The sequence below is a fragment of the Roseomonas haemaphysalidis genome (assembly GCF_017355405.1).
Lineage (GTDB): Bacteria > Pseudomonadota > Alphaproteobacteria > Acetobacterales > Acetobacteraceae > Pseudoroseomonas > Pseudoroseomonas haemaphysalidis.
In genome coordinates this window covers 116,540-143,328 of the sequence record NZ_CP061177.1, presented here as the reverse complement: position 1 = coordinate 143,328, position 26,789 = coordinate 116,540, and the positions used below count along the sequence as shown (strand labels likewise).

The following is a 26,789-nucleotide window of genomic DNA, read 5'->3' as shown; positions in this document are numbered from 1 at the left end:
CGAATGCCTGCTGACCATGCCCTGCCCGCCGCCTCGCGGCTGCTGCCCAAGGCGCCCACCGGCATCGCCGGCTTTGACGACATCACCCTGGGCGGCCTGCCCGCCGGGCGGCCTTCGCTGGTGTGCGGCTCGGCCGGCAGCGGCAAGACGATGTTCGCCACCACCTTTCTGGTCAACGGCGCCGTGATGTTCGACGAGCCGGGCGTGTTCATGTCCTTTGAGGAGCGCGCCGCCGACCTCGCGGCCAACGTCGCCTCGCTGGGCTACGACCTGGACCGGCTGGTGGAACAGGGCCGCATCGCCATCGACCACGTGCAGGTCGACCGCGGCGACATCGAGGAAAACGGCGAATACGACCTGGAAGGGCTGTTTCTCCGGCTCGGCTTCGCGGTGGATTCCGTGGGCGCCAAGCGCGTGGTGCTGGACACGGTCGAGACGCTGTTTTCCGCGCTGAGCAACGAGGCGGTGCTGCGGTCCGAGCTGCGCCGGCTGTTCGGCTGGATCAAGGACCGCGGCCTGACCTGCATCATCACCGGCGAGCGCGGGGAAGGGCAGTTCACCCGGCAGGGCCTGGAGGAATACGTGTCCGACTGCGTGGTGCTGCTGGACAACCGGGTGCACGACCAGGTCACCACCCGCCGGCTGCGCGTGGTCAAGTACCGCGGCTCGGCGCACGGCACCAACGAGTATCCCTTTCTGATCGATGGCGACGGCATCAGCGTGCTGCCGGTCACCGCCGCCGGCCTCGACTACGAGGTGAGCAGTGAGGTGATCTCCTCCGGCGTGCCGGGGCTCGACAGCATGCTGGGCGCGGGGGGCTTTTTCTGCGGCAGCAGCGTGCTGCTGTCGGGCGTCGCCGGCACCGGCAAGACCTCCTTCGCCACCTCCTTCGCCGCCGCCGCCTGCGCGCGGGGCGAGCGGGTGCTGTATTTCATGTTCGAGGAAAGCGCCGGGCAGGTGACGCGCAACGCCACCTCGATCGGCCTGGACCTCGGGCAGCACGTCGCGTCCGGCCTGCTGCGCTTCGAGGCGGCGCGGCCCAGCCTGTACGGGCTGGAGATGCACCTGGCGCGCATGCACCGCGACCTTGACGCGTTTCGCCCGCAGCTGGTGGTGGTGGACCCCATCAGCGCCTTTCGCGGACCCGTGGGGGAGGTGCAGTCGGCGCTTCTGCGCATCGTCGACCTGCTGAAGTCGCGCGGCATCACCGGGCTGTTCACCAGCCTGATGCACCATGCCGCGCCGGCGGACAGCATGGACCTCGGCCTGTCCTCGCTGATGGACAGCTGGGTCCGGCTGGCCAACGAGGAAGCCAACGGCGAGATGAACCGCACGCTTTATGTCGTGAAGTCGCGCGGCATGAGCCATTCCAACCAGGTGCGGGAATACATCATGAGCGGCGCCGGCATCGGCCTGATCGCGCCTTATGTGGGGCCGGAAGGCGTGCTGACCGGCTCCGCCCGCCTGTCCCAGGCGGCGCGCGAGCAGGCGGCGCGGAACCGCCGGGCGCAGGAGGCGGAGCGGCGCGGGCGCGAGCTGGCCCGCCGCCGCGCTGCGATGGAGCGGCAGATCGAGGAGATGCGCGCGGCGCTGGAGGCCGAAGAGCGGGAAGGCCGCCTGCTGCTGCAGGAGGACAACCTGCGCGAGGCCGGGCTGGATGCCGAGCGCGACGTCATGAGCCGCCACCGGAACGCTGCGGAATGAGCGGCTGGAGCGAGCCCCCGCCCGGCGTGGCCGAGGACCCGGACGGCTTTTACCGCCTGCGGCTCTACGTCGCCGGCCAGACGCCCAAGTCGCTGACCGCGCTGGCCAACCTGCGGCGGGTGTGCGAGCAGCACCTGGCCGGGCGCTACGAGATCGAGATCATCGACCTGATGCTGAACCCGCGGCTAGCGGCGGGCGACCAGATCCTGGCCATCCCGACCCTGGTGCGGCGCCTGCCTTCGCCGCTGAAGCGCATCATCGGCGACCTGTCCAACACCGAGAAGGTGCTGGTGGGCCTCGACATCGCCAACCGCATGCCGGCCGGCGGCGGGGCATGAGCGCCCCGCGCCTGCGGTTGTTCGTGGCCGGCGGCAACCCGCGCTCGCTGCGGGTGATCGAGGCGGTGCGCGCGCTGTGCCAGTCCCGCGCCGGCATGGCGGCCGAGCTGGAGGTGGTGGACATCTACCAGCAGCCCGAGCTGGCCGAGCGCGACCGCGTGCTGGCCGCCCCCACGCTGCTGCGCCTGTCGCCGCTGCCGGAGCGCCGGCTGGTGGGCGACCTGTCGGACGAGGCCCGGCTGCTGGCGCTGCTGGCCGAGCCGGAGGAAGCATGAGCGCCGGCGACCGCGACGCGCCGCCCGTGCCGGAGGACGCGGCCGCCTGGCGCCGCCGCGCCCGCGCCCTGGAAGCGCGGCTGGCGGAAAGCGAGGAAACGCTGGAAGCCATCCGCCAGGGCGCGATCGACGCGCTGGTGGTGTCCGGCCCCGGCGAGCAGCACCGCGTCTACACCCTGGAAAACGCCGACCGGCCTTACCGCGTGCTGATCGAGCAGATGCGCGAAGGCGCGGTGACGCTCTCGGCCGAGGGCACGGTGCTGTATTGCAACCGCCGCCTGGCGGAGATGCTGGGCGTGCCGCAGGAGCGGGTGACCGGCCAGCCGCTGCCGGCCTTTCTGCGCCCGGCCGACCACGCCGCCTTTGCGCGCCTGCTGGCCGAGGGCGGGCGCGGCGAGCTGGTGCTGCTGGCGGCGGATGGCGCCGAGGTGCCGGTGTTCATCTCGCTCGGCCTGCTGGCGCGCGAGGCGGAAGCGCCGCTGCGCTGCGGCGTGCTGGCGGACCTGACCACGCAAAAGGCGCATCTGCGCCAGCTGTCCGCCGCCAACGAGCAGCTGACCGCCGAGATCGCCAGCCGCGAGGCCGCCGAGGCGGCGCTGCGGCAAAGCCAGAAGATGGAAGCGGTGGGCCAGCTCACCGGCGGGCTGGCGCACGACTTCAACAACCTCCTGACCGGCATCATCGGCAGCCTGGACCTGATGCAAACGCAGCTGGGCCGCGGCCGCACCGACGGGCTGGGGCGCTTTCTGACGGCCGCCAACGCTTCCGCCACCCGCGCGGCGGCGCTGACCCACCGGCTGCTGGCCTTTTCGCGCCGGCAAACGCTGGACCCCAAGCGCCTGTCGCCCAACCGGCTGGTGCGCGGCATGGAGGAGCTGCTGGCCCGCACCGTGGGCCCGGCGATCGACGTGCGCGCCGTGCTGGCGCCCGATGCCGGCGCCATGCTGTGCGACCCCAACCAGCTGGAAAACGCGTTGCTCAACCTGGCGATCAATGCGCGCGACGCGATGCCCGATGGCGGCTGCCTGGTGATCGCCACCGCCAACATGACCGCGACCCCGGCCATGGCGGCGGCGCTGGACCTGCAGGCCGGCGAATACGTCACCCTGTCCGTCACCGACACCGGCACGGGCATGACGCCCGAGGTCAGCGCCCGCGCCTTCGACCCCTTCTTCACCACCAAGCCGATGGGCGAGGGCACCGGGCTCGGCCTGTCCATGATCTATGGCTTCGCCACCCAGTCCGGCGGGCAGGTGCGGATCGAAAGCCGCGAAGGCCACGGCACCACGGTGCGGTTGTTTCTGCCCCATGCCGGCGACGCGAGCATCGACGACCCGATCCCCGCCCCGCCGCTCACCGCCGAGCCGGGGCAGGGCGAGACGGTGCTGGTGGTGGACGACGAGCCGGTGATCCGCATGCTGGTGGTGGAGGTGCTGCGCGACCTCGGCTACGCCGCCATCGAGGCCGCCGATGGCGCGGGCGCGCTGCGCCTGCTGCAGGCGGACGGGCGCATCGACCTGCTGGTCACCGACGTGGGCCTGCCCGGCGGGCTGAACGGCCGCCAGCTGGCGGACGCCGCCCGCGTGTCCCGCCCCGGGCTGCGCGTGCTGTTCATCACCGGCTTCGCGGAAACCGCGGCGCTGGGGGCGGGCGCGCTGGGCCAGGGCATGCAGGTGATGACCAAGCCCTTCGCGCTGGAAGCGCTGGCGGTGCGCATCCGCGCCATGATCGAGGGCTAGCGGCGGCGGTTCAGCCGCCGCGCGCCTGGTTCGGCCGCACGGCGCGGGCCACGTATTCCTCCGCCAGCGGCGCGTAGTCCGCCCACATGCCGCGCAGCGCCGCGATGGGCGCCGGGTCGCGGTCCGCGCGCAGGTCCACAAAGGGAAAGCTTTCCCCGGCCACCACCAGCAGCGCCGCCGACACCAGCGGGCGGCCCTCGCCGCCGGCATCCTCGCCCGCCTGCAGCGCCAGCAGCAGCCGCTCGGCCAGCGGCGCGTCGGGTGACGCCAGAAAAGCATCGACCATGGCCTGCGGCACCCGCTCGCTGGCCATGATGTTGCCGATGGCGACGCAGCCCTGGCCATGCGCCTCGGCATGCGCGGGCTTCATGCGGGCGCCGTGGAAATGCGCGGTGCGCCCGGCGCCGTCGATGGCGGCGAGCTGCCGCCAGCCGTGGTCGGGGGTGGAAGCCACCAGCGCGTCGATGGTCTCCTGCGCCGTGCAGCCGCTGCGCAGCAGCTCCACCCCGCGCGGGCCGAGGCGCGGGTCGGTGCGGTGCTGCGTCAGCACGCCGCCCAGGCGCGCGGCCAGGAACGGCACCCGCGCGCCGATGCCGATGGAGGAGGTGGTGCAGGCGGCGCCGAACTGCCCGGTGCGGGAACAGTGGCCGAGGAGCGAGAAGGTCATGCGCGCAGCATAGGCGGCCGCCGCCGCGCGGCAACCGCCCGCCGCGTTGACGCTGCCGGGGGGCAGGCCTAGCGTTCCGGTCAAGCCGTCGCGACCCAAGCGCCGGCAAGCACAGAGGACGTCGAAGCAACATGCCGAATCCGGTGAAGGACGCGTGGAAACAAGGCCGCGCGGTGGTGAACGGGTGGCTGTCCATCCCCTCGGCCTTTGCCGCCGAGATGATGGCCAAGGGCGGCTTCGACGCGCTGACCGTGGACATGCAGCACGGCGTGCAGGACTACATGTCCACGGTGGCCTGCTTTCAGGCCATCCAGGCCCACCCGGTGGTGCCCATGGTGCGCGTGCCGTGGAACGAGCCGGGCATCATCGGCAAGGTGCTGGATGCCGGCGCCATGGGCGTGATCTGCCCCATGGTGAACACCGCCGCCGAGGCCAAGGCCCTGGTCGATGCCTGCCGCTACCCGCCCATCGGCCTGCGCTCCTTCGGCCCGATCCGCGCCGCGGTCTACGGCCAGGGCTCGGGCTACTTCGCCACCGCCAACGAGGACGTGGCGGTGATCGCGATGATCGAAACCAAGCAGGCGCTGGAAAACCTGACCGCCATCCTGGACACGCCGGGGCTGGACGGCATCTACGTGGGCCCCTCGGACCTCGGCCTGTCGCACGGGCTGGTGCCCAAGCTGGACCGCGACGAGCCGGAGATCCTGGCGATCTACGACCGCCTGCTGGCCGAAACCAAAAAGCGCGGCCTGATCTGCGGCATCCACAACGGCACGCCGGAATACGCCCGCACCATGGTCGACCGCGGCTTCAAGCTGGTGACCACCAGCAACGACAGCGCCCTGGTGGCCCTGGGCGCGATCCGCGACGTGTCCATCATGCGCAAATAGCTTGCTGAAGCCGGGGGAGAATGAATTCTCCCCCGGACCCCCACTTCTTTTTTTCTGTCTGAAAGAGGCGGCAAGCTGCGACCGGCCGCAGAAGGGCCACGCGGGCGCATCCGAAGAACCGATAGAAAAAAAGAAGGGGTTTCAGGGGAATTCATTCCCCTGACCTTGTCCGCTACCCGCGCGGAAACGCCTCGTGATGCCGAATCACCTCGCGGATAATGAAGGCGAGGTATTTTTCCGCGAACTGCGGGTCCAGCCGCGCCGTCTCGGCGAGCGCGCGCAGGCGCGCGACCTGCGACTTTTCCCGCTCCGGGTCGGCCGGCGGCAGGGCGTGGCGGGCCTTCAGCGCGCCGACGCGCTGGGTGCAGCGGAAACGCTCGGCCAGCATGTGGATCATCGCGGCGTCGATGTTGTCGATGCTGCCGCGCAGCTCGCGCAGTTCAGCCAGCGGGTCGGAATGGTCGGCCATGGGGTGTCCTCCTCACGCACGATTCGGCGGTGCCTGCATGGCTACGCCAGCGGCGCCCGCCGCGCACCCCCTCAGCGCGCGCGGCGCGTCGCGGCGTAAAGCAGCCCGGCGGCCGGCAGCGCCGCCCCCGCCCAGGCGGCCAGCGGCCAGCCGCCCCGCACCATGGCCCAGCTGCCCAGCGCCGAGCCGAAGGCGCCGCCCAGAAAGAAGGTGGCGATGAACAGCCCGTTCACCCGGCCCCGGATGGCATCGCCCAGCCCGAAGATGTCGCGCTGCGACAGGATCATGTTCACCGTTACCGCCGCGTCCAGCAGGATGCCGGCCACCACCAGCGCGGCGATCGCCCCATGGCCCTGGCCCAGCAGGCCGACGGGAAAGCACAGCGCCCCCAGCCCCAGCGCCCCGAGGCGGCCGGCGCGCGCCAGCCCCGGCCGCGCCCGCCCGGCATCGGCCAGGCGCCCGGCGAAGGGCGCCACCACCGCGCCCGCCACGGCGGCCAGCGCGAAGGCGGCGATGCCGAGCTGCGACAGCCCCAGCTCGCCCGCCAGGTGCAGCGGCACCACCGTCCAGAACAGCGTGAAGCCGGCGAACATGCCGGCATGCGCCATGGCGCGCTGGCGCAGCACCGGCTGGCCGCGCCAGATGGCGGCGAGCGAGGCCAGCAGCGCGCCGTAGCGCAGCGTCGCCGCCGGCTGGCGCCGCGGCAGGAGCCGCCACAGCGCCACGGCCAGCCCCGCCATCAGCGCCGCCGACAGCCAGAAGATGGCGTGCCAGCCCGCGAAGCTGGCGACCAGGCTGGCCGCCGGCCGCGCCAGCATGATGCCGAGCAGCAGGCCGCTCATCACGTTGCCCACCACGCGGCCACGCGCGGCCTCGGGCGCCATGTGCGCGGCATAGGGCACCAGGATCTGCGCCGCCACGGTGCAGGCGCCGATGGCGAAGGCGGCCAGCAGAAAGGGCAGGGCGCTGGTGCTGAGCGCGGCCACGGCCAGGGCCACGGCGCAGGCGGCGATGGTGGCCACCACCAGCCGGCGGTTTTCCAGCAGGTCCGCCAGCGGCACCAGCAGCAACAGGCCGAGTCCGTAGCCGACCTGCCCCAGCGTGACGATCAGCCCGGCGGCGCCGGCGCTCATCCCCAGCGACTGGCTGATCGGCCCGGCCAGGGGCTGCGGATAATACAGGTTGGCGACCAGCAGCCCGCAGGCGGCGGCCAGCAACAGGGTGAGCCAGCCGGGCATGGCGCGGGTGGGGGTGGCGAGGGATGCGGACATGGGGGGAACAGGGGCTCCGGCGGTGCTGCGGCGCAACACGCTAAAGCAGCGCGGGCGCAGCCACACCGCGCCTGAGGGCGGGGCAGGGTTGCGGCGGGCGTGGCCGCGCCGCGCCGCGATAGGCTACCGCCCGCGCCCCTTGACCACCGCCGCCTCGCCGAAGCGGGCCCGCAGCGCCTCGATCGCCTGCCAGCGGGCGGCACGCTTCGGGGCCTCGGCATCCAGCAGGTCGCCCCGGTCGGCGCCGGCGCCATCCACCAGCGGCTGCGCGCCGATGCCGATCAGCCGAAAGGCCGTGCCGTCGGCTTCGCGCGCCAGCAGCGGCCGGGCGGCGGCGAACAACGTGTCCGGCAGCCGCGTGTGCCCCGGCAGCCGGGCGTGGCGGGTGCGGAGCGCGAAGTCGGCGGTCTTGAGCTTCAGCACCACGCCGCCGGCGGCGAAGCCCTTTTCCCGCAGCCGCCGGCCCAGCTTCTCGCACATCCGCCACAATGGCACCTCCAGCGCCGCCGGGTCGCGGATGTCATGCTCGAAGGTGGTTTCGGCGCTGATGGACTTGGTGTCGCGGCGCGGGTCCACCGGGCGGCTGTCCTCGCCGCGCGCGCGGGCGGCCAGGGTGGGGCCGTCCTCGCCAAAGCGTTCCGCCGCCTCGCGCGGGGACAGGCGCTGCAGCTGGCCCAGGGTGGAAAAGCCCTGCGCCGCCAGCCGGCGGGCCAGCACGGGGCCGACGCCGGGCAGCACCGTCACCGGCTCGGTGGCCAGCAGCCCGGCGGCCTCCGCCGCGCCGATCACCGCGAAGCCGCGCGGCTTGTCGCGCTCCACCGCCAGCTTGGCCAGCAGCCGGTTGGGGGCGAGGCCCACGGAGATGGTCACCCCCACCTCCCGCTCCACCCGCAGCGCGAGGCCGGCCAGCACGGCGGCGGGCGGCGCCTTGTGCAGGGTGGCGGTGCCGGACAGGTCCACCACCGCCTCGTCGATCGACATGGGCTGCACCAGCGGCGTCAGCTCCTGCATCATGGCGCGGATGCGGTGGCCGGCCTCGGCGTATTTGCTCATCTCGGGGCGCACCACCACGGCGTCCGGGCACAGGGACAGCGCCTTGAACATGGGCATGGCCGAGCGCACCCCCTGGATGCGCGCCAGGTAGCAGCAGGCCGCCACCACCCCGCGCGTGCCGCCGCCGACGATCAGCGGCTTGGCGCGCAGCTCCGGCCGGTCGCGCTTCTCGACGCTGGCGAAAAAGGCGTCGCAGTCGATATGCGCGATGGACAGGGTGGCCACCTCGGCGTGCCGCAGCAGCCGCCGACCTCCGCAGCCGGGGCAGCGCGGGGCGGGGTGGTCCGACAGCCGCAGGCAGTCTCGGCACAGGGTGGGCATGGCCCCGCCAGTCTAGCACGCCGCCGGCGGTGGGGAGAACAGATGTTCCGCTCCGGCTCAGCCGGCGGGCGCGAAGTGGCGGCGCCACACCGGGCCGGCCTTGGGGCGGACGGCCACCGCCTGGGCCAGCGCTTCCAGGCGCGGGCAATGCGCTGGAATCCAGCGATCGCCCTCCATCCACCGGGTCAGGGCGGACAGGTAGATGTCCGCCAGGCTGAAGCGCTCGCCCAGCACAAAGGGGCTGAGGTTGGCTTCCCGCTCCACCAGCCGCCAGATGTCGCGCCCCATCTCCTGCGCGCGGGCGCGGATGGCGGGGGCCTGGGCGGGGTCGGGGTGGAAGCGCTCGGGGTAATCGCTGCGGGTGACGTGGGGGTAGAACTCGCCGGCGGCCAGCGCCATCCAGCGCAGCGCCCGGGCGCGGTCGCTGCTGCCGGCGGGGGGCAGCAGGGCGGCCTCGGGGTGGCGGTCGTCCAGCGTCAGCAGGATGGCCAGGCTTTCCGTCATGACGGTGCCGTCCGGCAGCAGCAGGGTCGGCACCCGGCCCATCGGGTTGATGCGGCGGTAGGCCTCGGCCAGCTGGTTGTCGCCGTCCAGCGGCACGTCGTGCAGCTGCACCGGGGCGCCGATCTCGGCCAGCGCCATCTCGACGGTGGAGGAGCCGGAGCGGCGGTCGCCGTAGAGGATGTACGGGGTCATGCGCCGCATCCTGCCACCGGGGCGGCCAGCCCCGGAAGCCCAATTAATTGCGAATCAAAAATGAAATGTGGGGGCGGCGCCTTACCCGCGGTCCCACAGCCGGGCGGCGCCGAACACGCCGGAGCTGTCGCCGTGCCGGGCCGCCAGCAGCCGGGTGCGGCCCACATCGCCGAAGATCAGCGGCTGCATCAGCGCCGGCACCCGCTGGTACAGCGGCGCCATGTTGGACAGCCCGCCGCCCAGCACGATGGCATCGGGGTCCAGGAGGTTGGTCACCCCCGCCAGCGCCCGCGCCAGCCGGGAAAAAAAGCGGTCCAGCGCCGCCGCCGCCGCGGCGTCGCCGCCCTCGGCTGCGGCCAGGATGCCGGTGGCGTTGCGCTCGCCCTCGCCCTTCCAGTCGGCCGCGAGCGCCGGGCCGCAGAGGAAGGTTTCCAGGCAGCCCCGCTGGCCGCACCAGCAGCGCCGGCCGGGGAATTCCTCCGGCGTCATCCAGGGCAGGGGGGTGTGGCCCCATTCGCCGCCCACCCGGTTCAGCCCTTCCAGCAGCCGCCCGTCCACCACCACGCCGCCGCCGCAGCCGGTGCCCAGGATCACCGCGAAGACCACGCCGAAGCCCGCGCCCGCGCCGTCCGCCGCCTCGCTCAGCGCCAGGCAGTTGGCGTCGTTGGACACGCGCACCGGCCGCCCCAGCCGCGCCGCCAAGTCGGTATCCAGGCGCCGGCCGTTCAGGCACTGGGTGTTCGCGTTGCGCACCAGCCCCGTGGCCGGGCTGAGGCTGCCGGGGATGCCGACGCCAACGCTCGCCGGCCCGGCGGCCTCCGCCGCGCCCGGTGCGTCCAGGTCCGCCTCCGTTTGCTTCACCAGCCCGGCCAGCAGGTCCAGGATGCCGTCGTAATCCGCGGGCGTCGCGGCGCGCCGGCGCAGCCGCACCTCGCCCCGGGGGTCGAGGGCGACGATCTCCGTCTTGGTGCCGCCGAGGTCGATGCCGATGCGCAGGGTCATGGGCGCGGATCATAGCGGGTGGCGGGCGGGGGAGAAGGTTGGGGAACGGAATTCCCCCAGGCCCCCAGCTTCTTTTTGTGCTGTTCGGGCTTCGCTCGCGGCGGGCGGACCGACAGAAAAAAGACGGGGGCTTGGGGGAATTCCTTTCCCCGACCTTGCTTCCCGCGCCCCCTGGTGATGCATTGCCCGGCATGAGTGAAACAACGCTCGACGTCCAGGGCCTGCGCTGCCCCCTGCCGGTGCTCAAGGCCAACAAGGCGCTGCGCGCCATGGCGCCCGGCGCGCGGCTGACCGTGCTGTCCTCCGACCCCGCGTCCGTCGCCGACTTTCAGGCCTTTTGCCGCGAAACCGGCCACGCGCTGGTCAGCTTCTCTGAGGCCGCCGGCGCCTACCGCTTCACGCTGCGCAAGCGCGAGGATGCTCCCGCGCCGTGAGCGCCCCCTGGATGGGCGTCGCGGGATGAGCGGGCCGGTGCTGCTGCTCACGCATCACGCCTGCCTGGCGCACGAGAACTTCCCCGACCATCCGGAATGCCCCGACCGGCTGCGCGCCGTGCTGTCCGCGCTGGAAGCCGAGGAATTCGCCCCCCTGCTGCGGGACGTGGCGCCCGAGGCGACGGAGGCGCAGTTGCTGCGCGTGCATCCGCCCGCGCATGTGGCGGCGATCCTGGCGGTGCGCCCCGGGCCGGGCCGCTTTGTGCCGGTGGATGGCGACACCGGCATGAACCACGCCAGCGCCGGGGCCGCGCTGCGCGCCGCCGGCGCCGCCGTGGCGGCGGTGGACGCGGTGTGCGGCCCGGGCGCCGTGCTGCGCGCCTTTTGCGCCACCCGCCCGCCCGGCCACCATGCCGAGCCGGAGCGCGCCATGGGCTTCTGCTTTTTTGGCAACGCCGTGGTGGCGGCGCGGCACGCCCAGGCGGCGCACGGCCTGGCACGCGTGGCGATCCTGGATTTCGACGTGCACCACGGCAACGGCACCCAGGCCATGGTGTGGGACGACCCGTCCATCCTGTTCGCCTCCAGCCACCAGTCGCCTTGCTACCCCGGCACGGGGGCGGAAGCCGAGACGGGGGCGGGCAACGTGTTCAACGCCACCCTGCCGCCGGGCGCCGACGGTGCCGCCTTTCGCGCCGCCTGGGCCGAGCACCTGCTGCCGGCGGTGGAGCGTTTCGCGCCGGAGCTGATCGTGGTGTCCGCCGGGTTCGACGCCCATGCGCGCGACCCCCTGGCCCAGCTGCGGGTGCGGGAAGCCGACTTCGCGTGGCTGACGGATGAAATCTGCCACCTGGCCGGCCGCCATGCGCGGGGCCGGGTCGTCTCGCTGCTCGAGGGCGGCTATGATCTGTCCGCTTTGGCCAGCTGCGCCGCGGTGCATCTGCGCGCGCTGATGGCCTGAGCGCCCGCTGCCCCCCGGGGCGGCGCCCCTGATCACTGAGGTTTCCGCCATGCCCGAGACGCCCTCGCAGACCCCGTTTGAGGACGCGCCGGCCCTGTCCACCAGCGCCGCCCCCGGCCGCCCGGCGGCCCGCGCGGCGAAAGCCGACCCCAACGACGTGAGCGCGCTGTCCTTCGAGGCGGCGCTGGCGGAGCTGGACGGCATCGTGCGCAAGCTGGAAGGCGGCTCCGCCAAGCTGGAGGAAGCCATCGCCGACTACGAGCGCGGCGCCGCGCTGCGCCGCCACTGCGAGGCCAAGTTGGCCGAGGCCGAGCAGAAGGTGCAGGCGATCGTGGCGAACGGCGCGCAAGCCGGCAGCCTGCGGGACATGGCATGACCAGCGCCCGCCAGGCCGCACCCACGCTGGCCGAGGCGCTGCGCGAGGCGGCGGCCGAGATCGAGGACACGCTGGACGCGGTGCTGCCGCCCGAGGAAGGGCCGGAAGCCAAGCTGGCGGCGGCCATGCGCTACGCCACGCTCGGCGGCGGCAAGCGGCTGCGCGGCTTTCTGGTGCTGGAAGGCGCCAAGCCCTTCGGCGTGGCGCGGGCCAGCGCCCTGCGGGTGGCCGCCGCCGTGGAGATGCTGCACGCCTATTCCCTGGTGCATGACGACCTGCCGGCCATGGACAACGACGCGTTGCGCCGCGGCAAGCCCACCACCCACCTGGCCTTTGACGAAGCCACCGCCATTCTGGCCGGCGACGCGCTGCAGGCCCACGCCTTCGCGGTGCTGGCGGACGAGGACACCCATTCCGATTCCGGCGTGCGGGTGGAGCTGCTGCGGCGCCTCGCCATCGCGTCCGGCCCGCGCGGCATGTGCGGCGGCCAGATGCTGGACATGCTGGCCGAGCAGGGCACCGAGGAGCCGACGGAGGCCTCCATCGGCCGGCTGCAACTGCTCAAGACCGGCAAGCTGATCGAGTTCGCGGCCGAGGCGGGCGCCATCCTGGGCAAGGCCGCGGCTCAGCAGCGCCACGCGCTCTGCGCCTATGGCCGCGACCTCGGCGCGGCCTTTCAGATCTCGGACGACGTGCTGGACGCCACCGCCACGGCCGAGGAAACCGGCAAGGCCACCGGCAAAGACGCCGCCGCCGGCAAGGCGACGCTGGTCGGGCTGCTGGGGCTGGACCGCGCCCGCGCCCAGGCCGAGCGGCTGGCCGCCCAGGCGCGCGAGCACCTGGACAGCTTCGGGGAGCGTGCCGATCTCCTGCGGATGCTGGCCGACTACACCATCGCCCGGAGGTCCTGATTCCGTGAACCCCGCCCCGCACACGCCGCTGCTGGACCGCATCCGCATTCCGGCCGACCTGAAGAATTTTTCCGCCGACCAGCTCAAGCAGGTGGCGGCGGAGCTGCGGGCCGAGACGGTGCACGCCGTCAGCCAGACCGGCGGGCACCTCGGCGCGTCGCTCGGCGTGGTGGAGCTGACGGTGGCCATCCACGCGGTGTTCGACACGCCCCGCGACAAGCTGATCTGGGATGTCGGCCACCAGGCCTACCCGCACAAGATCCTGACGGGCCGTAGAGACCGCATCCACACGCTGCGCCAGCCCGGCGGCCTGTCCGGCTTCACCCGGCGCAGCGAAAGCGAATACGACCCCTTCGGCGCCGCGCATTCCTCCACCTCCATCTCCGCCGGCCTGGGCATGGCCGTGGCGCGCGACCTGCTGCGCCCGGGGGGCAAGCGCAACGAGCAGAGCGTCATCTCCGTGATCGGCGACGGCTCCATGAGCGCCGGCATGGCCTATGAGGCGATGAACAACGCGGGCGCCATGCGCTCGCGCCTGATCGTGGTGCTGAACGACAACGACATGTCCATCGCGCCGCCGGTCGGCGCCATGTCGGCCTATCTGTCGCGGCTGATCTCGTCCCGCCCCTTCCTGTCGCTGCGCGAGGTGATGGCCAAGGTCGCCCGCCGCTTTCCGGCGCCGCTGGAGCGCGTGGCGCGCCGCGCCGACGAGTTCGCGCGCGGCATGCTGACGGGCGGCACGTTGTTCGAGGAGATGGGCTTCTACTACGTGGGCCCGATCGACGGCCACAACCTGGACCACCTGCTGCCGCTGCTGCGTAACCTGCGCGATGCCGACACCGGCCCGCCGGTGCTGCTGCACGTGGTGACCCAGAAGGGCAAGGGCTACCCGCCGGCGGAGGCCGCGCCCGACAAGTACCACGCGGTCAGCAAGTTCAACGTCGTCACCGGCGCGCAGAACAAGGCGCCGCCGGGCCCGCCCACCTACACCGCCACCTTCGCCAAGGCCCTGATCGCGGAAGCCGAGCAGGACGAGCGCATCGTCGCCGTCACCGCCGCCATGCCGTCCGGCACGGGGCTGGACGCCTTTGGCAAGCGCTTTCCCCGCCGCACCTTCGATGTCGGCATCGCCGAGCAGCACGCCGTCACCTTCGCCGCCGGGCTGGCGACCGAGGGCATCAAGCCCTTTGTCGCCATCTATTCCACCTTTCTGCAGCGGGCCTACGACCAGGTGGTGCACGACGTGGCGCTGCAGAAGCTGCCCGTGCGCTTCGCCATGGACCGCGCCGGGCTGGTGGGGGCGGACGGCGCCACCCATGCCGGCGCCTTTGACATCGCCTATCTCGGCTGCATCCCCGACATGGTGCTGATGGCGCCGTCGGACGAGGCGGAGCTGGCCCACATGGTGGCCACCGCCGCCGCCTTCGACGACGGCCCCATCGCCTTCCGCTTTCCGCGCGGCGAGGGCTTCGGCCTGGAGCCGGTGCCGGCGCGTGGCACGCCGGTGGAGATCGGCCGCGGCCGCGTGCTGCGGGAAGGCTCGGCCGTGGCGCTGCTGTCCTACGGCACCCGGCTGCGTGAATGCCTGGCGGCGGCCGAGGAACTGGCGGCGCTGGGCCTGTCCTGCACGGTGGCCGACGCGCGCTTCGCCAAGCCGCTGGACACCGCGCTGGTCGACCAGCTGGCCCGCCACCACGAGGTGATGGTGACGCTGGAGGAAGGCTCCGTCTGCGGCTTCGGCGCCCTGGTCATGCAGCACCTGGCCATGGGCGGCGCCTTCGACAGCGGGCTGAAGTTCCGCCCCATGTGCCTGCCGGACGCCTTTCTCGACCACGACACCCCCAAGGCGCAGTATGAGACGGCGGGGCTGTCGGCGCGGGCCATCGTGGCGCAGGTGCTGGCGGCCATGGGCCCCGGCGCAGCGGCGGCGGCCCCCGCCCGGGCGTGAGGATGGCGGCATGAGCATGATCATCTTCGAGCTGTGGCACTACCAGCTGGGTGCCGAGGCCGATGACGAGGACGTGGACTGGGACGAGGTGAACGGCCTGCGCGTCGGCATCTTCTCCACCCGCCGGCTGGCCGAGGCGGCGCGCGACGCGCGGGCCGACAAGGAAGGCTTCGCCGACTGGCCCGACGGCTGGCGCATCTGGGATGCCGAGCTGGACGAGGCCGCCTTCGAGGATGGCTTCCCCGGCTGGGAGGACGGGCCCGCGCCCCGCGCGCCCGCCCGGTCGCGGCTGCATTGACCCCGGCCCCGCGCTGATGCCCAAGCTGCGCGCCGACCAGGCGCTGGTCGAGCGCGGGCTGGTGGAAACCCGCTCGCGCGCCCAGGCGCTGATCATGGCCGGCAAGGTGTTTTCCGACACCCGGCGGGTGGACAAGCCCGGCCAGCCGGTGCCCGACGACATGCCGCTGGAGGTCAAGGGCCAGGAACACCCCTGGGTGTCGCGCGGCGGCATGAAGCTGAGCCACGCGCTGGACCATTTCGCGCTGTCGCCGGACGGGCGGGTCGCCGTGGATGTGGGCGCTTCCACCGGCGGCTTCACCGACGTGCTGCTGACGCGTGGCGCGAGCAGGGTCTACGCCGTCGATGTCGGCCACGGCCAGTTGGCCTGGAAGCTGCGCAGCGACGCGCGGGTGGTGGTGCTGGAAAAATGCAACGCCCGCAGGCTGACCGCGGTGCGGGTGCCGGAGGCTCCCGGCATCGTGGTCTGCGATGCCAGCTTCATTGGGCTGGCCACCGTGCTGCCGGCGGCGCTGGAGCTGGCGGCGCCCGGTGCCTGGGCCGTGGCGCTGATCAAGCCGCAGTTCGAGGCCGGGCCGGACAAGGTGGGCAAGGGCGGCGTGGTGCGCGACCCCGCCGTGCATCAGGCGGTGTGCGACACGGTGCAAGCTTGGTGGGGCGGGCTGCCGGACTGGACCGTCCTGGGCATCGAGCCCAGCCCGATCCTGGGGCCGGAAGGCAACCGGGAGTTCCTGATCGCCGCGCGCAAGGGCGCGGCGTAGCCCGCGTCAGGCGGCGATCGGCTGCGCCGTGCCGTTGGCGCCCGAGATCTCCTGCAGCAGCAACCACACGCGATGCGGGTCCATCCGCACCTCGGGGTCGTTCAGCAGGCGATCCAGCTCCACCAGCTTGGCTTCCATCTCACGCTCGGACATCGGGCTCCAGCCTCGGGAAACGCGTTGCAGGGTGGTGTAACAACACCGTAAGCCGCCCGAGGTTGTCTGGCACCGCGACGATTTCGTGACACAGCCGCCATTCGGCCATCACGAAGAGGCGAGCGTCAGCCGCCCGAGGCGATGGCCGGCCGCAGCGCCGTGCTGGCGGCGTCCGGATGGCCGGAATTGCGGAACCGCAGCTCGCCCTCGCCGGCGGCATCGGGTGGCTGCACGCCGAACATCTCCAGCCGCGTGGTGAAGCCGGCGGCGACCAGCCGCTTGGCTTCGGGGGTGGTGAAGAAGCGCCGCACCACGCCCTCCAGCTCCAGCGATTCGCGCAGCACCCGCCATTCGTTGCGGTCGATGTCGTCCAGCAGCACCGCCAGGATGCCGGGGCGGGTGCCGGTCAGCCGGCTGCCCGCGGCCACCGCTAGGCGCCGCACGGCGGCCTCCGCCACCGCGTTGCGCTGCCCGGCGCGCGCCGCCAGCACGAACACGCTGCCGCCGTTCGGGTCGCCGGTCACGGCCAGATGCGCGTCGGGGCCGAACTGCGCCCGCAGCTGGTGCGGCAGGCCGGACATCTGCGCGCCCGCCAGCACCAGCGGGTCCAGCTTCAGCACGGCATCGGCCGAGCTGTCCTGCCGCCGCTGCGCCGCCAGCAGCGATGAGATGCGCCGCTGCAGCCCGGACAGCTGTTCCGGGCCGTGGATGCCCTCGGGAAGGGTCATCTTCAGCAGGTAGCGGCCGGGATGGGCCGCCAGCCAGGTCTGCAGGTCGGGGTTGATGCCGTCCATCAGGGCGCACCAGTCCTGGCGCGGCACGGGCCGGCCTTCCTCGGCCGAGATGGTTTCGCAGGACAGCTCCGCCTCCACCCCGTCCCGCCGCAGCAACAGGTCGAACGGCGTGCCGTCGCTCAGCCCGCTGAAATGCACCTGAAAGCCACGCGCCCGCTGCCGCGCCGCCTGCCGCAGCAGGTGGAACAGCGGGATCAGCGTCGCCTCGCCGGTCAGGCCGCGCAGCAGTTCGGCGCGCAGCCGGGCACGGGGTTCCTCGGGCAGGGTGTCGGACAGCCAGACGGCTTCCTGCATCATGTTGAGCGCCAGGCGTTCCGCCGGTGCCGGCGGCTTGGCGCCGGGGCGGGACAGCCGCGCCAGGATCAGCTCCAGCGCGTGCCGCTGCTGCGCCGCGCGCCCGCGCCAGGAATGCGGCTTGGCCTTGAGCCCGAGGTCGGCGATGCGCTGCGTCCAGGCGTCCTCGCCCGCCAGTCCCAGAAAGGCCTGCCAGGCAAGGGTAGCCGGCTCAGCGGCGGACTCGGCAAGCGACATCGGGTTCTCCCTGGCAGGACGGGCCAGCCTATTTGTGTCAGGGCCTCAACGTCAAAGCGGCGGCGCCGGTTGTGTGCGCAACAGCGGAAATCAAGCGGGGGCGGGGGGCTGAAACGCGCGACTCGCACGGAAAGCAAGGAAAAGCCCGCGAAAGAATTTGCGAGATGCCCGGGTTTTCTGTTCTGGTTCCGGACCATGCGGTGCTTGGGGCGCCCGGCATTTCAACTTCCTGGCGATCCGCCCCGCCCCGCCCGTTCACCCTTCCAGGCCCTTGAGCCGGTACAGCGCTTCCAGCGCCCCGCGCGGCGTCAACGTATCCGGGTCGATCGCCGCCAGCGCCGCCCGCAGCGGGTCTTCCCCGGCTTCCTCGGCGGTGGCCACGGGCACCGCGCGGGCGAACAGCGGCATCTCGCCCGCCAGCGGGTCGAGGCCGCGCGCGCGTTCCTCCAGCGCGGCCAGCACGGCGGTGGCGCGCGCCACCACCTCGCGCGGCACGCCGGCCAGCTTGGCGACATGCAGGCCCCAGGAGCGTTCCGAGGCACCGGGGGCGACCTGGTGCAGGAACACCACCTCGCCCCGGTGCTCGCGCACCTTCATGGTGGCGGGCGCAAGCTCCGGCAGCTTGCCGGTCAGCGCGCACAGCTCATGGAAATGCGTGGCGAAGACGGCGCGGCAGCGGATGCGGTCGTGCAGCGCTTCCAGCACCGCCCAGCCGATGGCCAGCCCGTCCCAGGTGGCGGTGCCGCGCCCCACCTCGTCCAGCACCACCAGCGAGCGGGCGGTGGCCTGGTTCAGGATGGCCGCCGTTTCCGTCATCTCCACCATGAAGGTGGAACGGCCGCCGGCGATGTCGTCCGCGGCGCCGACGCGGGAAAACAGCCGGTCCACCAGCCCGATCACGGCGCGCTGGGCCGGCACGAACAGCCCCGCCTGGGCCAGTACCGCCATGATGGCGTTCTGCCGCAGAAAGGTGGACTTGCCGGCCATGTTGGGGCCGGTCAGCAGGCACAGCCGCCGGCCGGGGGACAGGTCTGCGTCGTTGGGCACAAAGGCGGCCGCCCTGGCGCGGTCGCGGCCGAGCGCCGCCTCCACCACCGGGTGGCGGCCCTGGATGATGCAGAACTCGGCGCGCTCCGTCATGTCCGGCCGGCACCAGCGCTGGCCGGCGGCCAGCTCCGCGCTGGCGGCGTGGATGTCGAACTCCGCCATGGCGGCGGCGCTGGCATCGATGCCAAAGCCGGCCCGCAGGCACAGGTCGCGCAGGTGGCGCACCACCAGCGCCTCGCGCTTGCTCGCCTGCTGCCCGGCCTCGGCCAGCTTGCGGTCCAGCTCGGCCAGCGCCGCGCAGGTGAAGCGGATGGCGTTGGCCATGGTTTGCCGGTGCACCGGTGCCATGGGGCCGGGGGCGGGCGGGGCGCGCAGCAGCTTCTCGCCGGCCGCCGCCGGCATCTCGGCCAGATAGCCGAACTGCTGGTGGTGGCGGATCTTCAGGCTGGCCACGCCCCAGGCCTGGGCGAGGTCCAGCTGCAAGGCCGCGATGGCCGAGCGCCCGTCGTCGCGCAGCCGGCGCAGCGCGTCCAGCTCGCCGTCATAGCCGGGGGCGACGGTGCCGCCGTCCTCCACCCGGGCGGGCAGGGTTTCGGCCAGGGCGCGGTCCAGTTCCGGGCGGGGCGAGGCCTCGGGCACCAGGGCCAGCAGCGCCTCGGCCAGCAGCGGCGGCAGGCCGCGGTCGCGCAGCCCCTCGGCGATCCGCTCGGCGCGCGCCAGCCCGTCGCGCAGCGCGGCCAGGTCGCGCGGCGCGAAGCGGTCCAGCGACAGCCGGGCCAGGGCGCGCGCCATGTCCGGCGCCCCCTTCAAGGCGGCCCGCACCGTGGCCCGCGCCGGCGCGTCGGCCAGCAGCGCCGCCACCGCGTCGTGCCGCGCGGCGACCGGCGCCAGCTCCGCCAGCGGGCAGGACAGGCGCGACGCCAGCTCCCGCGCGCCCGCGCCGGTCAGGGTGCGGTCCACCGCGGTCAGCAGGCAGTTGCGCGTGTCGCCGCGCTCGGAGCGCAGGATCTCCAGGCTGCGGCGGGTGGCGGCGTCCATTCGCAGGGTGCTGCCGCCGCCGGCGGGCTCGGGCGGGCGCAGGCGGGGCGCGGCCTCGCCCTGCGTGGCGCGCAGGTAGTGCAGCGCCATGGCGCCGGCCGCCAGCTCGGCGGGCGCGAAGCTGCCGAAGCCATCCAGCGTGTTGACGCCGAAGAACCCGGCCAAGGCGCGCCCGGCGTCGCGCGGCGTGTCGGCCAGGGTGGCCAGCGCGGCCCAGGGCGCCAGCGCGGGGTGGGCTTCCAGCGCCTCGGGCAGCAGCAGCTCGGCCGGCTCCAGCCGCGCCAGCAGCGCCGCCATCTCGGTTTCCGGCAGCAGCTCGGTGCGGAAGGCGCCGGTGGACAGGTCGGCCCAGGCGGCGCCCACGGCGCCGTCGCCAGGGCACAGCGCCAGCAGCCAGGCGGGGCGGGCGCCGTCCAGCAGCGCGTCCTCCGTCACGGTGCCGGGCGTCACCAGCCGCACCACCTCGCGCCGGATGGTCGGCGCGCGGCGGGCCTTGGCCTGCTCGGGCGTTTCCCGCTGGTCGCAGATGGCCACGCGCAGCCCGGCGCGGATCAGCCGGGCGAGGTAGCCTTCCAGGGCATGCGCCGGCACGCCGGCCATGGGGATCGGCTCGCCCCGGTGCTCGCCGCGGTGCGACACCGCGAGGCCGAGCAGCCCGGCCGCCTGGTGCGCGTCCTCGAAAAACAACTCAAAGAAGTCGCCCATGCGGAAGAACACCAGCGCGCCCGGATGCTGCGCGCGGGCGGCGAACCATTGCGCCATGGCGGGCGTGGCGCCCTCGGCGGTGCGGGACGCGGGCACGGCCCCGCCTTCCGGCATGCGGGGAATGGGGCGGGGATGGAGCATGGCGCAGTCCTAGAGCATCGCCGCCCGGCGCGAAATCACCGAAACGCGGGGCGGCGGGCGAAGTCCCTGTCCCCGGGCCCGCGCCCTTTGCCCGCCAGGGCCGGAACCCGGCGGCACGCCGCCCTTGCCGGAACCCCGCTGCGCGGCCAAGACTCCCCGCACGCACCCGGCGCACGGCGCCACGGCACAGGAAGGCCCATTCCCCCCATGCAAAGACGTTCCCTGCTGAAGGCCGCCGCCGCGGCGCCGCTGCTGTCCGGCCTCGCCATGCCGGCCGTCGGCCAGAACAGCCGCGCCTCCACGCTGCGCTTCGTGCCGCAGGCCAACCTGGCGGCACTGGACCCGATCTGGACCACCGCCACGGTCACCGGCAACCACGGCTACTACGTGTTCGACACGCTCTACGCGCTGAACGCCGCCGGCCAGCCGCGGCCGCAGATGGCCGAAGGGCACGAGGTGCTGGAAGACGGCAAGCTGTGGCGCATCCGCCTGCGCCCCGGCCTCCGGTTCCACGACGACACCCCCGTGCGGGCCGAGGACTGCGTGGCCAGCCTGAAGCGCTGGGCGGTGCGCGACGCCTTCGGGCAGTTGCTGGCCGCCGTGGCGCGCGACTGGACGGTGGTGGACGACCGCACCTTCGAGATCCGGCTGGACCGCGCCTTTCCGCTGGTGTCCACGGCGCTGGCCAAGTCCGACGGCTCGGCCCCCTTCATCATGCCGGCGCGGCTGGCCGCCACCGACCCGGGCAAGGCGGTGACGGAGATGGTGGGCTCCGGCCCCTACCGCTTTCTGGCCGACCAGTTCAACTCGGGCAGCCGCGCGGTGTACGAGAAGTTCGCCGGCTACGTGCCGCGCGACGAGCCGCCGGATTACGCGTCCGGCGGCAAGGTGGCGCATTTCCAGCGCATCGAGTGGCAGATCATCACCGACCCCTCGACCGCCGCCGCCGCGCTGGTGAACGGCGAGATCGACTGGTGGGAGCGCCCGCTGGCCGACCTGCAGCCGATCCTCGCCCGCTCGCGCGACATCACCCGCGCGGTGACGGACAAGGCCGGCCGCACCGCGCTGGCCCGGCTGAACTGCCTGCAGGAGCCATTCAAGGACGTGCGCATCCGCCGCGCCGCGCTGGCCGCCGTGGTGCAGGAGGATTACATGCGCGCCGCGCAGGGCGACGACACCTCGCTGTGGAGCACGGTGCCCAGCATCTGGCCCAAGAACACCCCCTATTACGCGGACAATTCCGACCTGATGCCGGGCGACGTGGGCCGCGCCCGCGCCATGCTCAAGGAAGCCGGCTACGGCAACCAGAAGGTGGTGATCATCAACCCCACCGACTTCCCCGACATCGGCCCGCTGGGCCAGGTGACGGCGGACGCGCTGAAGCGCGCCGGCATGAACGTGGAGCTGGCGGAAAGCGACTGGGGCACCGTGATCCAGCGTCGCGCCTCCAAGGAAGCCACCGACAAGGGCGGCTGGAGCGTGTTCCACACCACCGGCCCGGCCGGCTTCTACGGCAGCCCGGCGATGTCGCCGCTGATCCGCGGCCAGGGTGAGGCCGGCTGGTTCGGCTGGTGGAAAAGCGACCGCGCCGAGGCGCTGACCCAGGAATGGCTCTACGCCCCGGACGAGGCCGGGCAGAAAAAGGCCGCGATGGAGCTCGGCCGCCTGGGAATGGAGGAGGTGGCCACCGTGCCGCTCGGCCAGTTCACGCTGCGCACCGCCTTTCGCCGTGACATCACCGGCATTGTCGACGGCACCGCGCCCTATCCCTGGGGCGTGCGGCGGGCGTGACGGCGCCGGCGGGGCGGGTGCCGCCGGCACCCGCCCCGCCACGCCAAGCACCGGCCAGCAGGGACCGGCCAGCAGGGACCGGGGGGGAACGGATGGCGCCCCGGTTCCGGGCCGGCGCGGGGCCGCCCGCGCCCCCGCCGCAGCATCGATGCTTGACGCCGCCTGCCCGGCGTGTCGAATCCCGTCCCTGGAACCCATCGCACGACATGCCGCAGCTTTCCCTTCTCTCGCCCCTCGGTCCGCTCACGGTGTCGGAAGAGGACGGCGCCATCGTCGCGCTGGACTGGGGCCGTGGCCGCGACCAGCAGGAAACGCCCGCGCTGCGCGAGGCGGCCGACCAGCTGCAGGACTACTTCGACGCCCGCCGCGCGACCTTCGACCTGCCGCTGGCGCCCTTCGGCTCGGCCTTCCGGCAGCGGGTCTGGGCGGCCTTGCGGGCCATCCCGCCGGGCGAGACGCGCGGCTACGGCGACTTGGCGCGCGAGCTTGGCACCGCCGCGCGGGCGGTGGGGGGCGCCAACGGCGCCAACCCGATTCCCATCATCATCCCCTGCCATCGCGTGGTGGGGGCGGGCGGCACGCTCGGTGGCTATTCCGGTGGCGAAGGGCCGGCCACCAAGCGCTTCCTGCTCGACCTCGAACGGCGCTTCATGCGCGCCCAAGGATCCTTCCCATGAACCATGCGATCCGCATCCATGCCCATGGCGGCCCCGAGGCCATGGTGTGGGAAGAGGTGCCGCTGCCCACCCCCAAGCCGGACGAGGTGCTGGTGCGCCACAAGGCGGTGGGGCTGAACTACATCGACGTGTATTTCCGCACCGGCCTGTACAAGGTGCCGCAGCTGCCGGTGACGCTGGGCATGGAAGGCGCCGGCGTGGTGGAAGCCGTGGGCAGCGACGTGACCGGCCTGCAGCCGGGTGACCGCGTGGCCTATGCCATGGGCCTTGGCGCCTATGCCGAGGCGCGCACCGTCAAGGCCGACCGCCTGGTCAAGCTGCCCGAGGCCATCGGCTTCGAGACGGGCGCGGCCATGATGCTGCAGGGCATGACCGCGCAGTACCTGCTGCGCCGCACCTTTCCCGTGCAGGCGGGGCAGACCATCCTGGTGCACGCGGCGGCCGGCGGCGTGGGGCTGATCCTGTGCCAGTGGGCGCGCGCCCTGGGCTGCACCGTGATCGGCACCGTGTCCACGGAGGAAAAGGCGCAGCTCGCGCAGGAAAACGGCGCCGAGCACGTGCTGATCGCCGGGCGCGACAACATCCCCGCCCGGGTCAAGGAGATCACGGGCGGGGCCATGCTGCCGGTGGTCTATGACAGCGTCGGCCGCGACACCTTCATGGATTCGCTGGACTGCCTGGCGCCCTTCGGCACCATGGTGTCCTACGGCAACGCGTCCGGCCCCGTGCCGCCGGTGGACATCGGCATCCTGGCCGCCAAGGGCTCGCTGTTCCTGACGCGCCCGACGCTGGCCACCTACACTGCGCGCACGGAGGACCTGGAAGCCACGGCGGCCGACCTGTTCGCCGCCGTGCAGTCCGGCGCCGTGCAGATCCGCATCAACCAGACCTTCGCGCTGAAGGACGCGGCCGAGGCGCACCGCGCGCTGGAAGGCCGCCGCACCACCGGCAGCTCGGTGTTCATTCCCTGAGGCCTGCGCCGTGCCGGCCTCAGGCTGGCACGGTCAGCTGCACCGTGAGCTGCAGCTGCTCGATGATGAGCCGCGTGCCTTCCGGCAGCGGCTTGGCGCTGCTGAACACGGTTTCCAGCACGCCGGTGTCGCTTTCGTTCTCGAAGCGCATGGCCACCGTCTGGGACTGGAGCAGCCCGGGGCCCTGCAGGTCCAGGGTTTCGCGCGCCAGAACGCGCCCCGGCACCCCCTTCAGCACCTGGACCACCAGCCTGGAGCCTTCCAGCCCGGCCGCGTCCTGCCCGGGCGCAGCTTCCAGCCGCAACTTGGCGGTCAGCAGCCAGCTGCCCTTGGGCACCAGGATATAGGGGCCGAAGGCCAGCGTGTTCATGCCGGTCGTCTGCGTCACCACCAGGGTGCCGCCGACCACCTCATGCCGGTGCCCGCTGATCAGCTTGTCCATGCGGATCGGGAAGCTGCTGCGGTCGCTGTAGAAGAACTCGCTGAAATACCGCCCGGCCGGCACGGTGATCGCCGGCACATGCGGCTCCGGCTCGCCGCCGGCATGCAGCGGCACGCCGTCCGGCAGCGGCCGGCCCAGCTTGTCCGACACCACCCGGCGGATGTTCTCCACGTAAAGCCCCAGGTGGTGCCGCAGCCATTGCCGGCGCGCCGCGTCGCCCTGCTGCGGGCCGGCCAGGGTGGGCAGCGAACCGGCGCGGCGGAAATCTGCTTCCGTGCGCAGGGCGATCACGCGGAACTGCGCCTCGAAGTCGTCGCCAAGCAGGGCGCGGCGGTCGATCCCGAGCAACGTGACGTCGAGCCCCAGCGTCCAGGCCGGCAGGGCACCGTGCACGCGCAGCGACAGCAGCCGCTCCGAGGCGGCCAGAAAGCTGATCAGCGCATCCGCGTCGTCGAAGGTGACGTAGGGGATGCCGAGGTCGGCCAGCATCGTGCAATCCTGTTCGTCATGCGCCAGGAAGATGCGGGTCGGGTCGCTGTCGTGCAGCCGGCGGAAGAAGTCATGCGCGTCGCCATCCACCCGGTTCCAGAAGCTCGCCGTGCCGTTCAGCACGGACACCACCTGCTCGGTGCGGCGGAACAGCGGGCGGGACTGGAAGATCGCGGAAAAGAAGCCGGGGCAGGGCAGGGGCACGACATCCACCCCGGCACCGCGCAGCGCGGCGGCGGCGCCGAAGTCGCGGCAGGTGCAGAGGTCGAAGCCGGCATATTGCGCGTAGGCCTTGCCCGTGGCGGTGTGGCTGACGCGCTTGGCGAACTCGGCATCCAGTTGGTGGCGGTCGCCGTCAAAGGCGTCGAAGTAGAACGATCCGGCACCGATGTTGATCTTGACGGGCGCGTTGCTGGATGCCGCCTCCAGGATACGCTCCATGTTGCGGGTGATCTGCCGCCCTTCGAAGATCTGCGGCGTGCCGCACACCACCAGGATGTCCGTGTCGTCCGGGAACGGCTCCTTGTCGGTCATGAAGCGCACGGTTTCCTCGTGCGGCCCCAGGGCGCAGCGCATGATGTTGCGCACGCCCATGTAGATCACCCGGTCGCCCACATTGAGCAGCATGTTCTCGCTTTGATGCGGGAGAGTGAGATAGGTGACCTTCAACGCCGGCATCAACCGAACTCCACGTGTCAAGATGTTTGTAGTGCTGCTCACATGATCGTTTTCAGGATATCCTGTTCGCACTGCAAACAGAAGTGCAGCCGATGCAACACTTGTCGAGAATCTTCGGCCCGCCAGCCTGCCCGCCGGTGCAGCAAGTTATGACCATGGAACGATTTGTTCTTGCCGCCCTGCGGCATCCTCCGGTCCTGCGCACCGTTGCGGAAAAAATCCGCCCTCGCTAGAACGTGATTACCACAAGGAAATCGCGATGACCGATCAGGATCCGGCGGCCCGAATCAGCGCGTTGGAAAGCAGGATCGACTTGGTCGAGCAGCGGCTCGGCGCCAAGCTCGACCAGATCAGCAAGCGCCTGGAAGAGATCACCTCCTTTTTCGCCAGCCGCACCAATCGCATGCTGCACGCGCAGTCGATCTATCTGGGCGACAACACCGCCCTGACCTTTCTGGAAACCGGCCAGCGCGTTTATGTGGACACCCGCAGCCGCGACATCGGCGTCCACCTGCTCACCTTCGGGCGGTGGGAAAGCAACTACCTGAAGGTCTTCGAGCAATTGGTGAAGCCCGGCCACACGGTGTTCGACGTGGGCGCCAACCACGCCTTCTACGCCCTGCACGCCGCCCGCCTGACCGGCCCCACCGGACGGGTCGAGGCCTTCGAGCCGAACCCGCACCTGGCCGGGCTGGCCACCGCGTCGCTGCGCACCAACGGCTATACCTGGGCGAAGCTGCATCAGGTCGCGGTGGGCGACACGCCGGGCGAGGCCATGCTGACCTTCAACCCCGACATGTCCGGCGGCGGCAACATCCGCAGCGGCGCCGGGCAGGGCAAGGCCGAGACGGTGAGCGTCAAGATGGCCGTGCTGGACCAGATGTTCCCGGACCCGTCCTTCACGATCGACGTCATCAAGATGGACGTGGAAGGCTACGAGGGCAAAGCGCTGCGCGGCATGAGCAAGCTGCTGGCCCGCTCGCCCAATGTCCGCATGATGCTGGAATTCGCCCCGCGCATGATGGCCAGCGCCGGCGTCGGCGCGCCGGAGGTGGTGTCGCAGCTCCAGGGCCTCGGCCTGTCCGCATGGCTGATCGACGGGCAAAGCAAGCTGACGCCCATCAGCTGGGACAATCTGGCCAGCCAGACGGACGGGCTGATGAACATCCTGGTGGCACGCGAAGCACCGGTCTGAGCACGGGGGGGCCACGCCCCCCCC

Annotated in this window: 26 protein-coding genes; 16 read left to right on the top strand and 10 right to left on the bottom strand. The window is 72.4% G+C overall.

Going from position 1 to position 26,789, the window contains the following annotated elements; translation table 11 throughout:
• The first annotated feature begins 3 nt into the window (after window positions 1–3).
• From kaiC to IAI59_RS00635, 4 genes are read left to right on the top strand one after another with little or no spacing between them, the layout of a single operon-like run.
• The gene (gene kaiC / locus IAI59_RS00650; RefSeq protein ID WP_207417680.1) at window positions 4–1,704 is read left to right on the top strand and encodes a circadian clock protein KaiC; all 1,701 of its coding nucleotides are present in this window, start codon (window positions 4–6) and stop codon (window positions 1,702–1,704) included.
• Window positions 1,701–2,042 carry a circadian clock KaiB family protein gene (locus IAI59_RS00645; RefSeq protein ID WP_207417679.1) on the top strand — a complete coding sequence of 114 codons (342 nt, stop codon included), beginning with the start codon at window positions 1,701–1,703 and terminating at the stop codon, window positions 2,040–2,042. The genes kaiC and IAI59_RS00645 overlap by 4 nt, the downstream gene beginning before the upstream one ends.
• On the top strand, window positions 2,039–2,317 hold the full coding sequence (locus IAI59_RS00640) for a circadian clock KaiB family protein (protein ID WP_207417677.1): 279 nt from the start codon (window positions 2,039–2,041) through the stop codon (window positions 2,315–2,317). Before IAI59_RS00645 ends, IAI59_RS00640 begins: the two co-directional genes overlap by 4 nt.
• Entirely contained in the window at window positions 2,314–4,056 is a 1,743-nt protein-coding gene (locus IAI59_RS00635) for a PAS domain-containing sensor histidine kinase (RefSeq protein WP_207417676.1), read from the top strand. The genes IAI59_RS00640 and IAI59_RS00635 overlap by 4 nt, the downstream gene beginning before the upstream one ends.
• A 10-nt stretch (window positions 4,057–4,066) precedes the next feature.
• Here IAI59_RS00635 and IAI59_RS00630 read toward each other — a convergent pair whose 3' ends face one another.
• Window positions 4,067–4,807, bottom strand: a complete 741-nt coding sequence (locus tag IAI59_RS00630; RefSeq protein WP_237180742.1) for a DUF1028 domain-containing protein — start codon at window positions 4,805–4,807, stop codon at window positions 4,067–4,069.
• Between the two features lie 47 nt (window positions 4,808–4,854).
• Between IAI59_RS00630 and IAI59_RS00625 the strand changes: the two genes are divergently transcribed.
• Complete coding sequence (locus IAI59_RS00625; protein ID WP_207417674.1) at window positions 4,855–5,613, top strand: HpcH/HpaI aldolase family protein; 759 nt, start codon at window positions 4,855–4,857, stop codon at window positions 5,611–5,613.
• A 172-nt stretch (window positions 5,614–5,785) separates the two neighbouring features.
• Here IAI59_RS00625 and IAI59_RS00620 read toward each other — a convergent pair whose 3' ends face one another.
• From IAI59_RS00620 to IAI59_RS00600, 5 genes are all read right to left on the bottom strand, one after another.
• Window positions 5,786–6,082 carry a chorismate mutase gene (locus IAI59_RS00620; protein WP_207417673.1) on the bottom strand — a complete coding sequence of 99 codons (297 nt, stop codon included), beginning with the start codon at window positions 6,080–6,082 and terminating at the stop codon, window positions 5,786–5,788.
• A 71-nt stretch (window positions 6,083–6,153) separates the two neighbouring features.
• A complete protein-coding gene (locus tag IAI59_RS00615; RefSeq protein WP_207417672.1) occupies window positions 6,154–7,353 on the bottom strand; it encodes an MFS transporter in 1,200 nt (399 codons plus the stop codon).
• A 123-nt stretch (window positions 7,354–7,476) separates the two neighbouring features.
• On the bottom strand, window positions 7,477–8,727 hold the full coding sequence (locus IAI59_RS00610) for a DNA polymerase IV (RefSeq protein ID WP_207417671.1): 1,251 nt from the start codon (window positions 8,725–8,727) through the stop codon (window positions 7,477–7,479).
• A gap of 57 nt (window positions 8,728–8,784) precedes the next feature.
• Window positions 8,785–9,423, bottom strand: a complete 639-nt coding sequence (locus tag IAI59_RS00605) for a glutathione S-transferase family protein (RefSeq protein WP_207417670.1) — start codon at window positions 9,421–9,423, stop codon at window positions 8,785–8,787.
• An 81-nt stretch (window positions 9,424–9,504) separates the two neighbouring features.
• On the bottom strand, window positions 9,505–10,425 hold the full coding sequence (locus tag IAI59_RS00600; RefSeq protein ID WP_207417669.1) for an ROK family protein: 921 nt from the start codon (window positions 10,423–10,425) through the stop codon (window positions 9,505–9,507).
• Between the two features lie 191 nt (window positions 10,426–10,616).
• On the opposite strand from IAI59_RS00600, the gene IAI59_RS00595 reads away from it, so the two are divergent.
• The 7 genes from IAI59_RS00595 to IAI59_RS00565 are packed head-to-tail and all read left to right on the top strand — an operon-like array spanning window position 10,617 to window position 16,113.
• On the top strand, window positions 10,617–10,859 hold the full coding sequence (locus IAI59_RS00595) for a sulfurtransferase TusA family protein (protein WP_207417668.1): 243 nt from the start codon (window positions 10,617–10,619) through the stop codon (window positions 10,857–10,859).
• Between the two features lie 25 nt (window positions 10,860–10,884).
• Window positions 10,885–11,820: a histone deacetylase family protein gene (locus IAI59_RS00590; RefSeq protein ID WP_207417666.1), complete on the top strand. Its 936-nt coding sequence runs from the start codon at window positions 10,885–10,887 to the stop codon at window positions 11,818–11,820.
• A 49-nt stretch (window positions 11,821–11,869) separates the two neighbouring features.
• Window positions 11,870–12,196: an exodeoxyribonuclease VII small subunit gene (locus tag IAI59_RS00585; protein WP_237180741.1), complete on the top strand. Its 327-nt coding sequence runs from the start codon at window positions 11,870–11,872 to the stop codon at window positions 12,194–12,196.
• A complete protein-coding gene (locus IAI59_RS00580) occupies window positions 12,193–13,107 on the top strand; it encodes a polyprenyl synthetase family protein (protein ID WP_207417664.1) in 915 nt (304 codons plus the stop codon). Before IAI59_RS00585 ends, IAI59_RS00580 begins: the two co-directional genes overlap by 4 nt.
• 4 nt (window positions 13,108–13,111) lie before the next feature.
• On the top strand, window positions 13,112–15,055 hold the full coding sequence (dxs, locus tag IAI59_RS00575) for a 1-deoxy-D-xylulose-5-phosphate synthase (RefSeq protein ID WP_207417661.1): 1,944 nt from the start codon (window positions 13,112–13,114) through the stop codon (window positions 15,053–15,055).
• Window positions 15,056–15,065: 10 nt separating this feature from the next.
• Entirely contained in the window at window positions 15,066–15,353 is a 288-nt protein-coding gene (locus IAI59_RS00570) for a hypothetical protein (protein WP_207417659.1), read from the top strand.
• Window positions 15,354–15,369: 16 nt separating this feature from the next.
• A complete protein-coding gene (locus tag IAI59_RS00565) occupies window positions 15,370–16,113 on the top strand; it encodes a TlyA family RNA methyltransferase (protein WP_207417658.1) in 744 nt (247 codons plus the stop codon).
• Window positions 16,114–16,119: 6 nt separating this feature from the next.
• On the opposite strand, the gene IAI59_RS00560 is transcribed toward IAI59_RS00565, so the two are convergent.
• From IAI59_RS00560 to mutS, 3 genes are all read right to left on the bottom strand, one after another.
• Window positions 16,120–16,266, bottom strand: a complete 147-nt coding sequence (locus IAI59_RS00560) for a peptide chain release factor 1 (RefSeq protein WP_207417657.1) — start codon at window positions 16,264–16,266, stop codon at window positions 16,120–16,122.
• A gap of 125 nt (window positions 16,267–16,391) precedes the next feature.
• A complete protein-coding gene (locus IAI59_RS00555; protein ID WP_207417656.1) occupies window positions 16,392–17,591 on the bottom strand; it encodes a hypothetical protein in 1,200 nt (399 codons plus the stop codon).
• A 255-nt stretch (window positions 17,592–17,846) separates the two neighbouring features.
• Window positions 17,847–20,522 (bottom strand): DNA mismatch repair protein MutS, encoded by a 2,676-nt coding sequence (mutS, locus tag IAI59_RS00550; protein ID WP_237180740.1) that lies wholly within the window; start codon window positions 20,520–20,522, stop codon window positions 17,847–17,849.
• Between the two features lie 207 nt (window positions 20,523–20,729).
• Here mutS and IAI59_RS00545 point away from each other — a divergent pair, with 207 nt between their 5' ends.
• The 3 genes from IAI59_RS00545 (at window position 20,730) to IAI59_RS00535 (ending at window position 23,961) form a co-directional block, all read left to right on the top strand.
• Window positions 20,730–22,313, top strand: coding sequence for an ABC transporter substrate-binding protein (locus tag IAI59_RS00545; RefSeq protein WP_207417655.1), 1,584 nt, complete (start codon window positions 20,730–20,732; stop codon window positions 22,311–22,313).
• 206 nt (window positions 22,314–22,519) lie between these two features.
• On the top strand, window positions 22,520–22,990 hold the full coding sequence (locus IAI59_RS00540; protein WP_207417654.1) for a methylated-DNA--[protein]-cysteine S-methyltransferase: 471 nt from the start codon (window positions 22,520–22,522) through the stop codon (window positions 22,988–22,990).
• Window positions 22,987–23,961 carry a quinone oxidoreductase family protein gene (locus tag IAI59_RS00535; RefSeq protein WP_207417653.1) on the top strand — a complete coding sequence of 325 codons (975 nt, stop codon included), beginning with the start codon at window positions 22,987–22,989 and terminating at the stop codon, window positions 23,959–23,961. The genes IAI59_RS00540 and IAI59_RS00535 overlap by 4 nt, the downstream gene beginning before the upstream one ends.
• A gap of 19 nt (window positions 23,962–23,980) precedes the next feature.
• On the opposite strand, the gene IAI59_RS00530 is transcribed toward IAI59_RS00535, so the two are convergent.
• Window positions 23,981–25,570 carry a hypothetical protein gene (locus IAI59_RS00530; protein ID WP_207417651.1) on the bottom strand — a complete coding sequence of 530 codons (1,590 nt, stop codon included), beginning with the start codon at window positions 25,568–25,570 and terminating at the stop codon, window positions 23,981–23,983.
• 259 nt (window positions 25,571–25,829) lie between these two features.
• Between IAI59_RS00530 and IAI59_RS00525 the strand changes: the two genes are divergently transcribed.
• The gene (locus IAI59_RS00525) at window positions 25,830–26,765 is read left to right on the top strand and encodes an FkbM family methyltransferase (protein WP_207417649.1); all 936 of its coding nucleotides are present in this window, start codon (window positions 25,830–25,832) and stop codon (window positions 26,763–26,765) included.
• Window positions 26,766–26,789: the final 24 nt, after the last annotated feature.

Excerpts from the sequence above, each read along its gene's own strand:
- kaiC (WP_207417680.1), top strand. The coding sequence starts at position 4 with ATGCCTGCTGACCATGCCCTGCCCGCCGCCTCGCGGCTGCTGCCCAAG.
- IAI59_RS00645 (WP_207417679.1), top strand. The coding sequence starts at position 1,701 with ATGAGCGGCTGGAGCGAGCCCCCGCCCGGCGTGGCCGAGGACCCGGAC.
- IAI59_RS00640 (WP_207417677.1), top strand. The coding sequence starts at position 2,039 with ATGAGCGCCCCGCGCCTGCGGTTGTTCGTGGCCGGCGGCAACCCGCGC.
- IAI59_RS00635 (WP_207417676.1), top strand. The coding sequence starts at position 2,314 with ATGAGCGCCGGCGACCGCGACGCGCCGCCCGTGCCGGAGGACGCGGCC.
- IAI59_RS00625 (WP_207417674.1), top strand. The coding sequence starts at position 4,855 with ATGCCGAATCCGGTGAAGGACGCGTGGAAACAAGGCCGCGCGGTGGTG.
- IAI59_RS00620 (WP_207417673.1), bottom strand. The coding sequence starts at position 6,082 with ATGGCCGACCATTCCGACCCGCTGGCTGAACTGCGCGAGCTGCGCGGC.
- IAI59_RS00615 (WP_207417672.1), bottom strand. The coding sequence starts at position 7,353 with ATGTCCGCATCCCTCGCCACCCCCACCCGCGCCATGCCCGGCTGGCTC.
- IAI59_RS00610 (WP_207417671.1), bottom strand. The coding sequence starts at position 8,727 with ATGCCCACCCTGTGCCGAGACTGCCTGCGGCTGTCGGACCACCCCGCC.
- IAI59_RS00605 (WP_207417670.1), bottom strand. The coding sequence starts at position 9,423 with ATGACCCCGTACATCCTCTACGGCGACCGCCGCTCCGGCTCCTCCACC.
- IAI59_RS00600 (WP_207417669.1), bottom strand. The coding sequence starts at position 10,425 with ATGACCCTGCGCATCGGCATCGACCTCGGCGGCACCAAGACGGAGATC.
- IAI59_RS00595 (WP_207417668.1), top strand. The coding sequence starts at position 10,617 with ATGAGTGAAACAACGCTCGACGTCCAGGGCCTGCGCTGCCCCCTGCCG.
- IAI59_RS00590 (WP_207417666.1), top strand. The coding sequence starts at position 10,885 with ATGAGCGGGCCGGTGCTGCTGCTCACGCATCACGCCTGCCTGGCGCAC.
- IAI59_RS00585 (WP_237180741.1), top strand. The coding sequence starts at position 11,870 with ATGCCCGAGACGCCCTCGCAGACCCCGTTTGAGGACGCGCCGGCCCTG.
- IAI59_RS00580 (WP_207417664.1), top strand. The coding sequence starts at position 12,193 with ATGACCAGCGCCCGCCAGGCCGCACCCACGCTGGCCGAGGCGCTGCGC.
- IAI59_RS00570 (WP_207417659.1), top strand. The coding sequence starts at position 15,066 with ATGAGCATGATCATCTTCGAGCTGTGGCACTACCAGCTGGGTGCCGAG.
- IAI59_RS00565 (WP_207417658.1), top strand. The coding sequence starts at position 15,370 with ATGCCCAAGCTGCGCGCCGACCAGGCGCTGGTCGAGCGCGGGCTGGTG.
- IAI59_RS00560 (WP_207417657.1), bottom strand. The coding sequence starts at position 16,266 with ATGTCCGAGCGTGAGATGGAAGCCAAGCTGGTGGAGCTGGATCGCCTG.
- IAI59_RS00555 (WP_207417656.1), bottom strand. The coding sequence starts at position 17,591 with ATGTCGCTTGCCGAGTCCGCCGCTGAGCCGGCTACCCTTGCCTGGCAG.
- mutS (WP_237180740.1), bottom strand. The coding sequence starts at position 20,522 with ATGCTCCATCCCCGCCCCATTCCCCGCATGCCGGAAGGCGGGGCCGTG.
- IAI59_RS00545 (WP_207417655.1), top strand. The coding sequence starts at position 20,730 with ATGCAAAGACGTTCCCTGCTGAAGGCCGCCGCCGCGGCGCCGCTGCTG.
- IAI59_RS00540 (WP_207417654.1), top strand. The coding sequence starts at position 22,520 with ATGCCGCAGCTTTCCCTTCTCTCGCCCCTCGGTCCGCTCACGGTGTCG.
- IAI59_RS00535 (WP_207417653.1), top strand. The coding sequence starts at position 22,987 with ATGAACCATGCGATCCGCATCCATGCCCATGGCGGCCCCGAGGCCATG.
- IAI59_RS00530 (WP_207417651.1), bottom strand. The coding sequence starts at position 25,570 with ATGCCGGCGTTGAAGGTCACCTATCTCACTCTCCCGCATCAAAGCGAG.
- IAI59_RS00525 (WP_207417649.1), top strand. The coding sequence starts at position 25,830 with ATGACCGATCAGGATCCGGCGGCCCGAATCAGCGCGTTGGAAAGCAGG.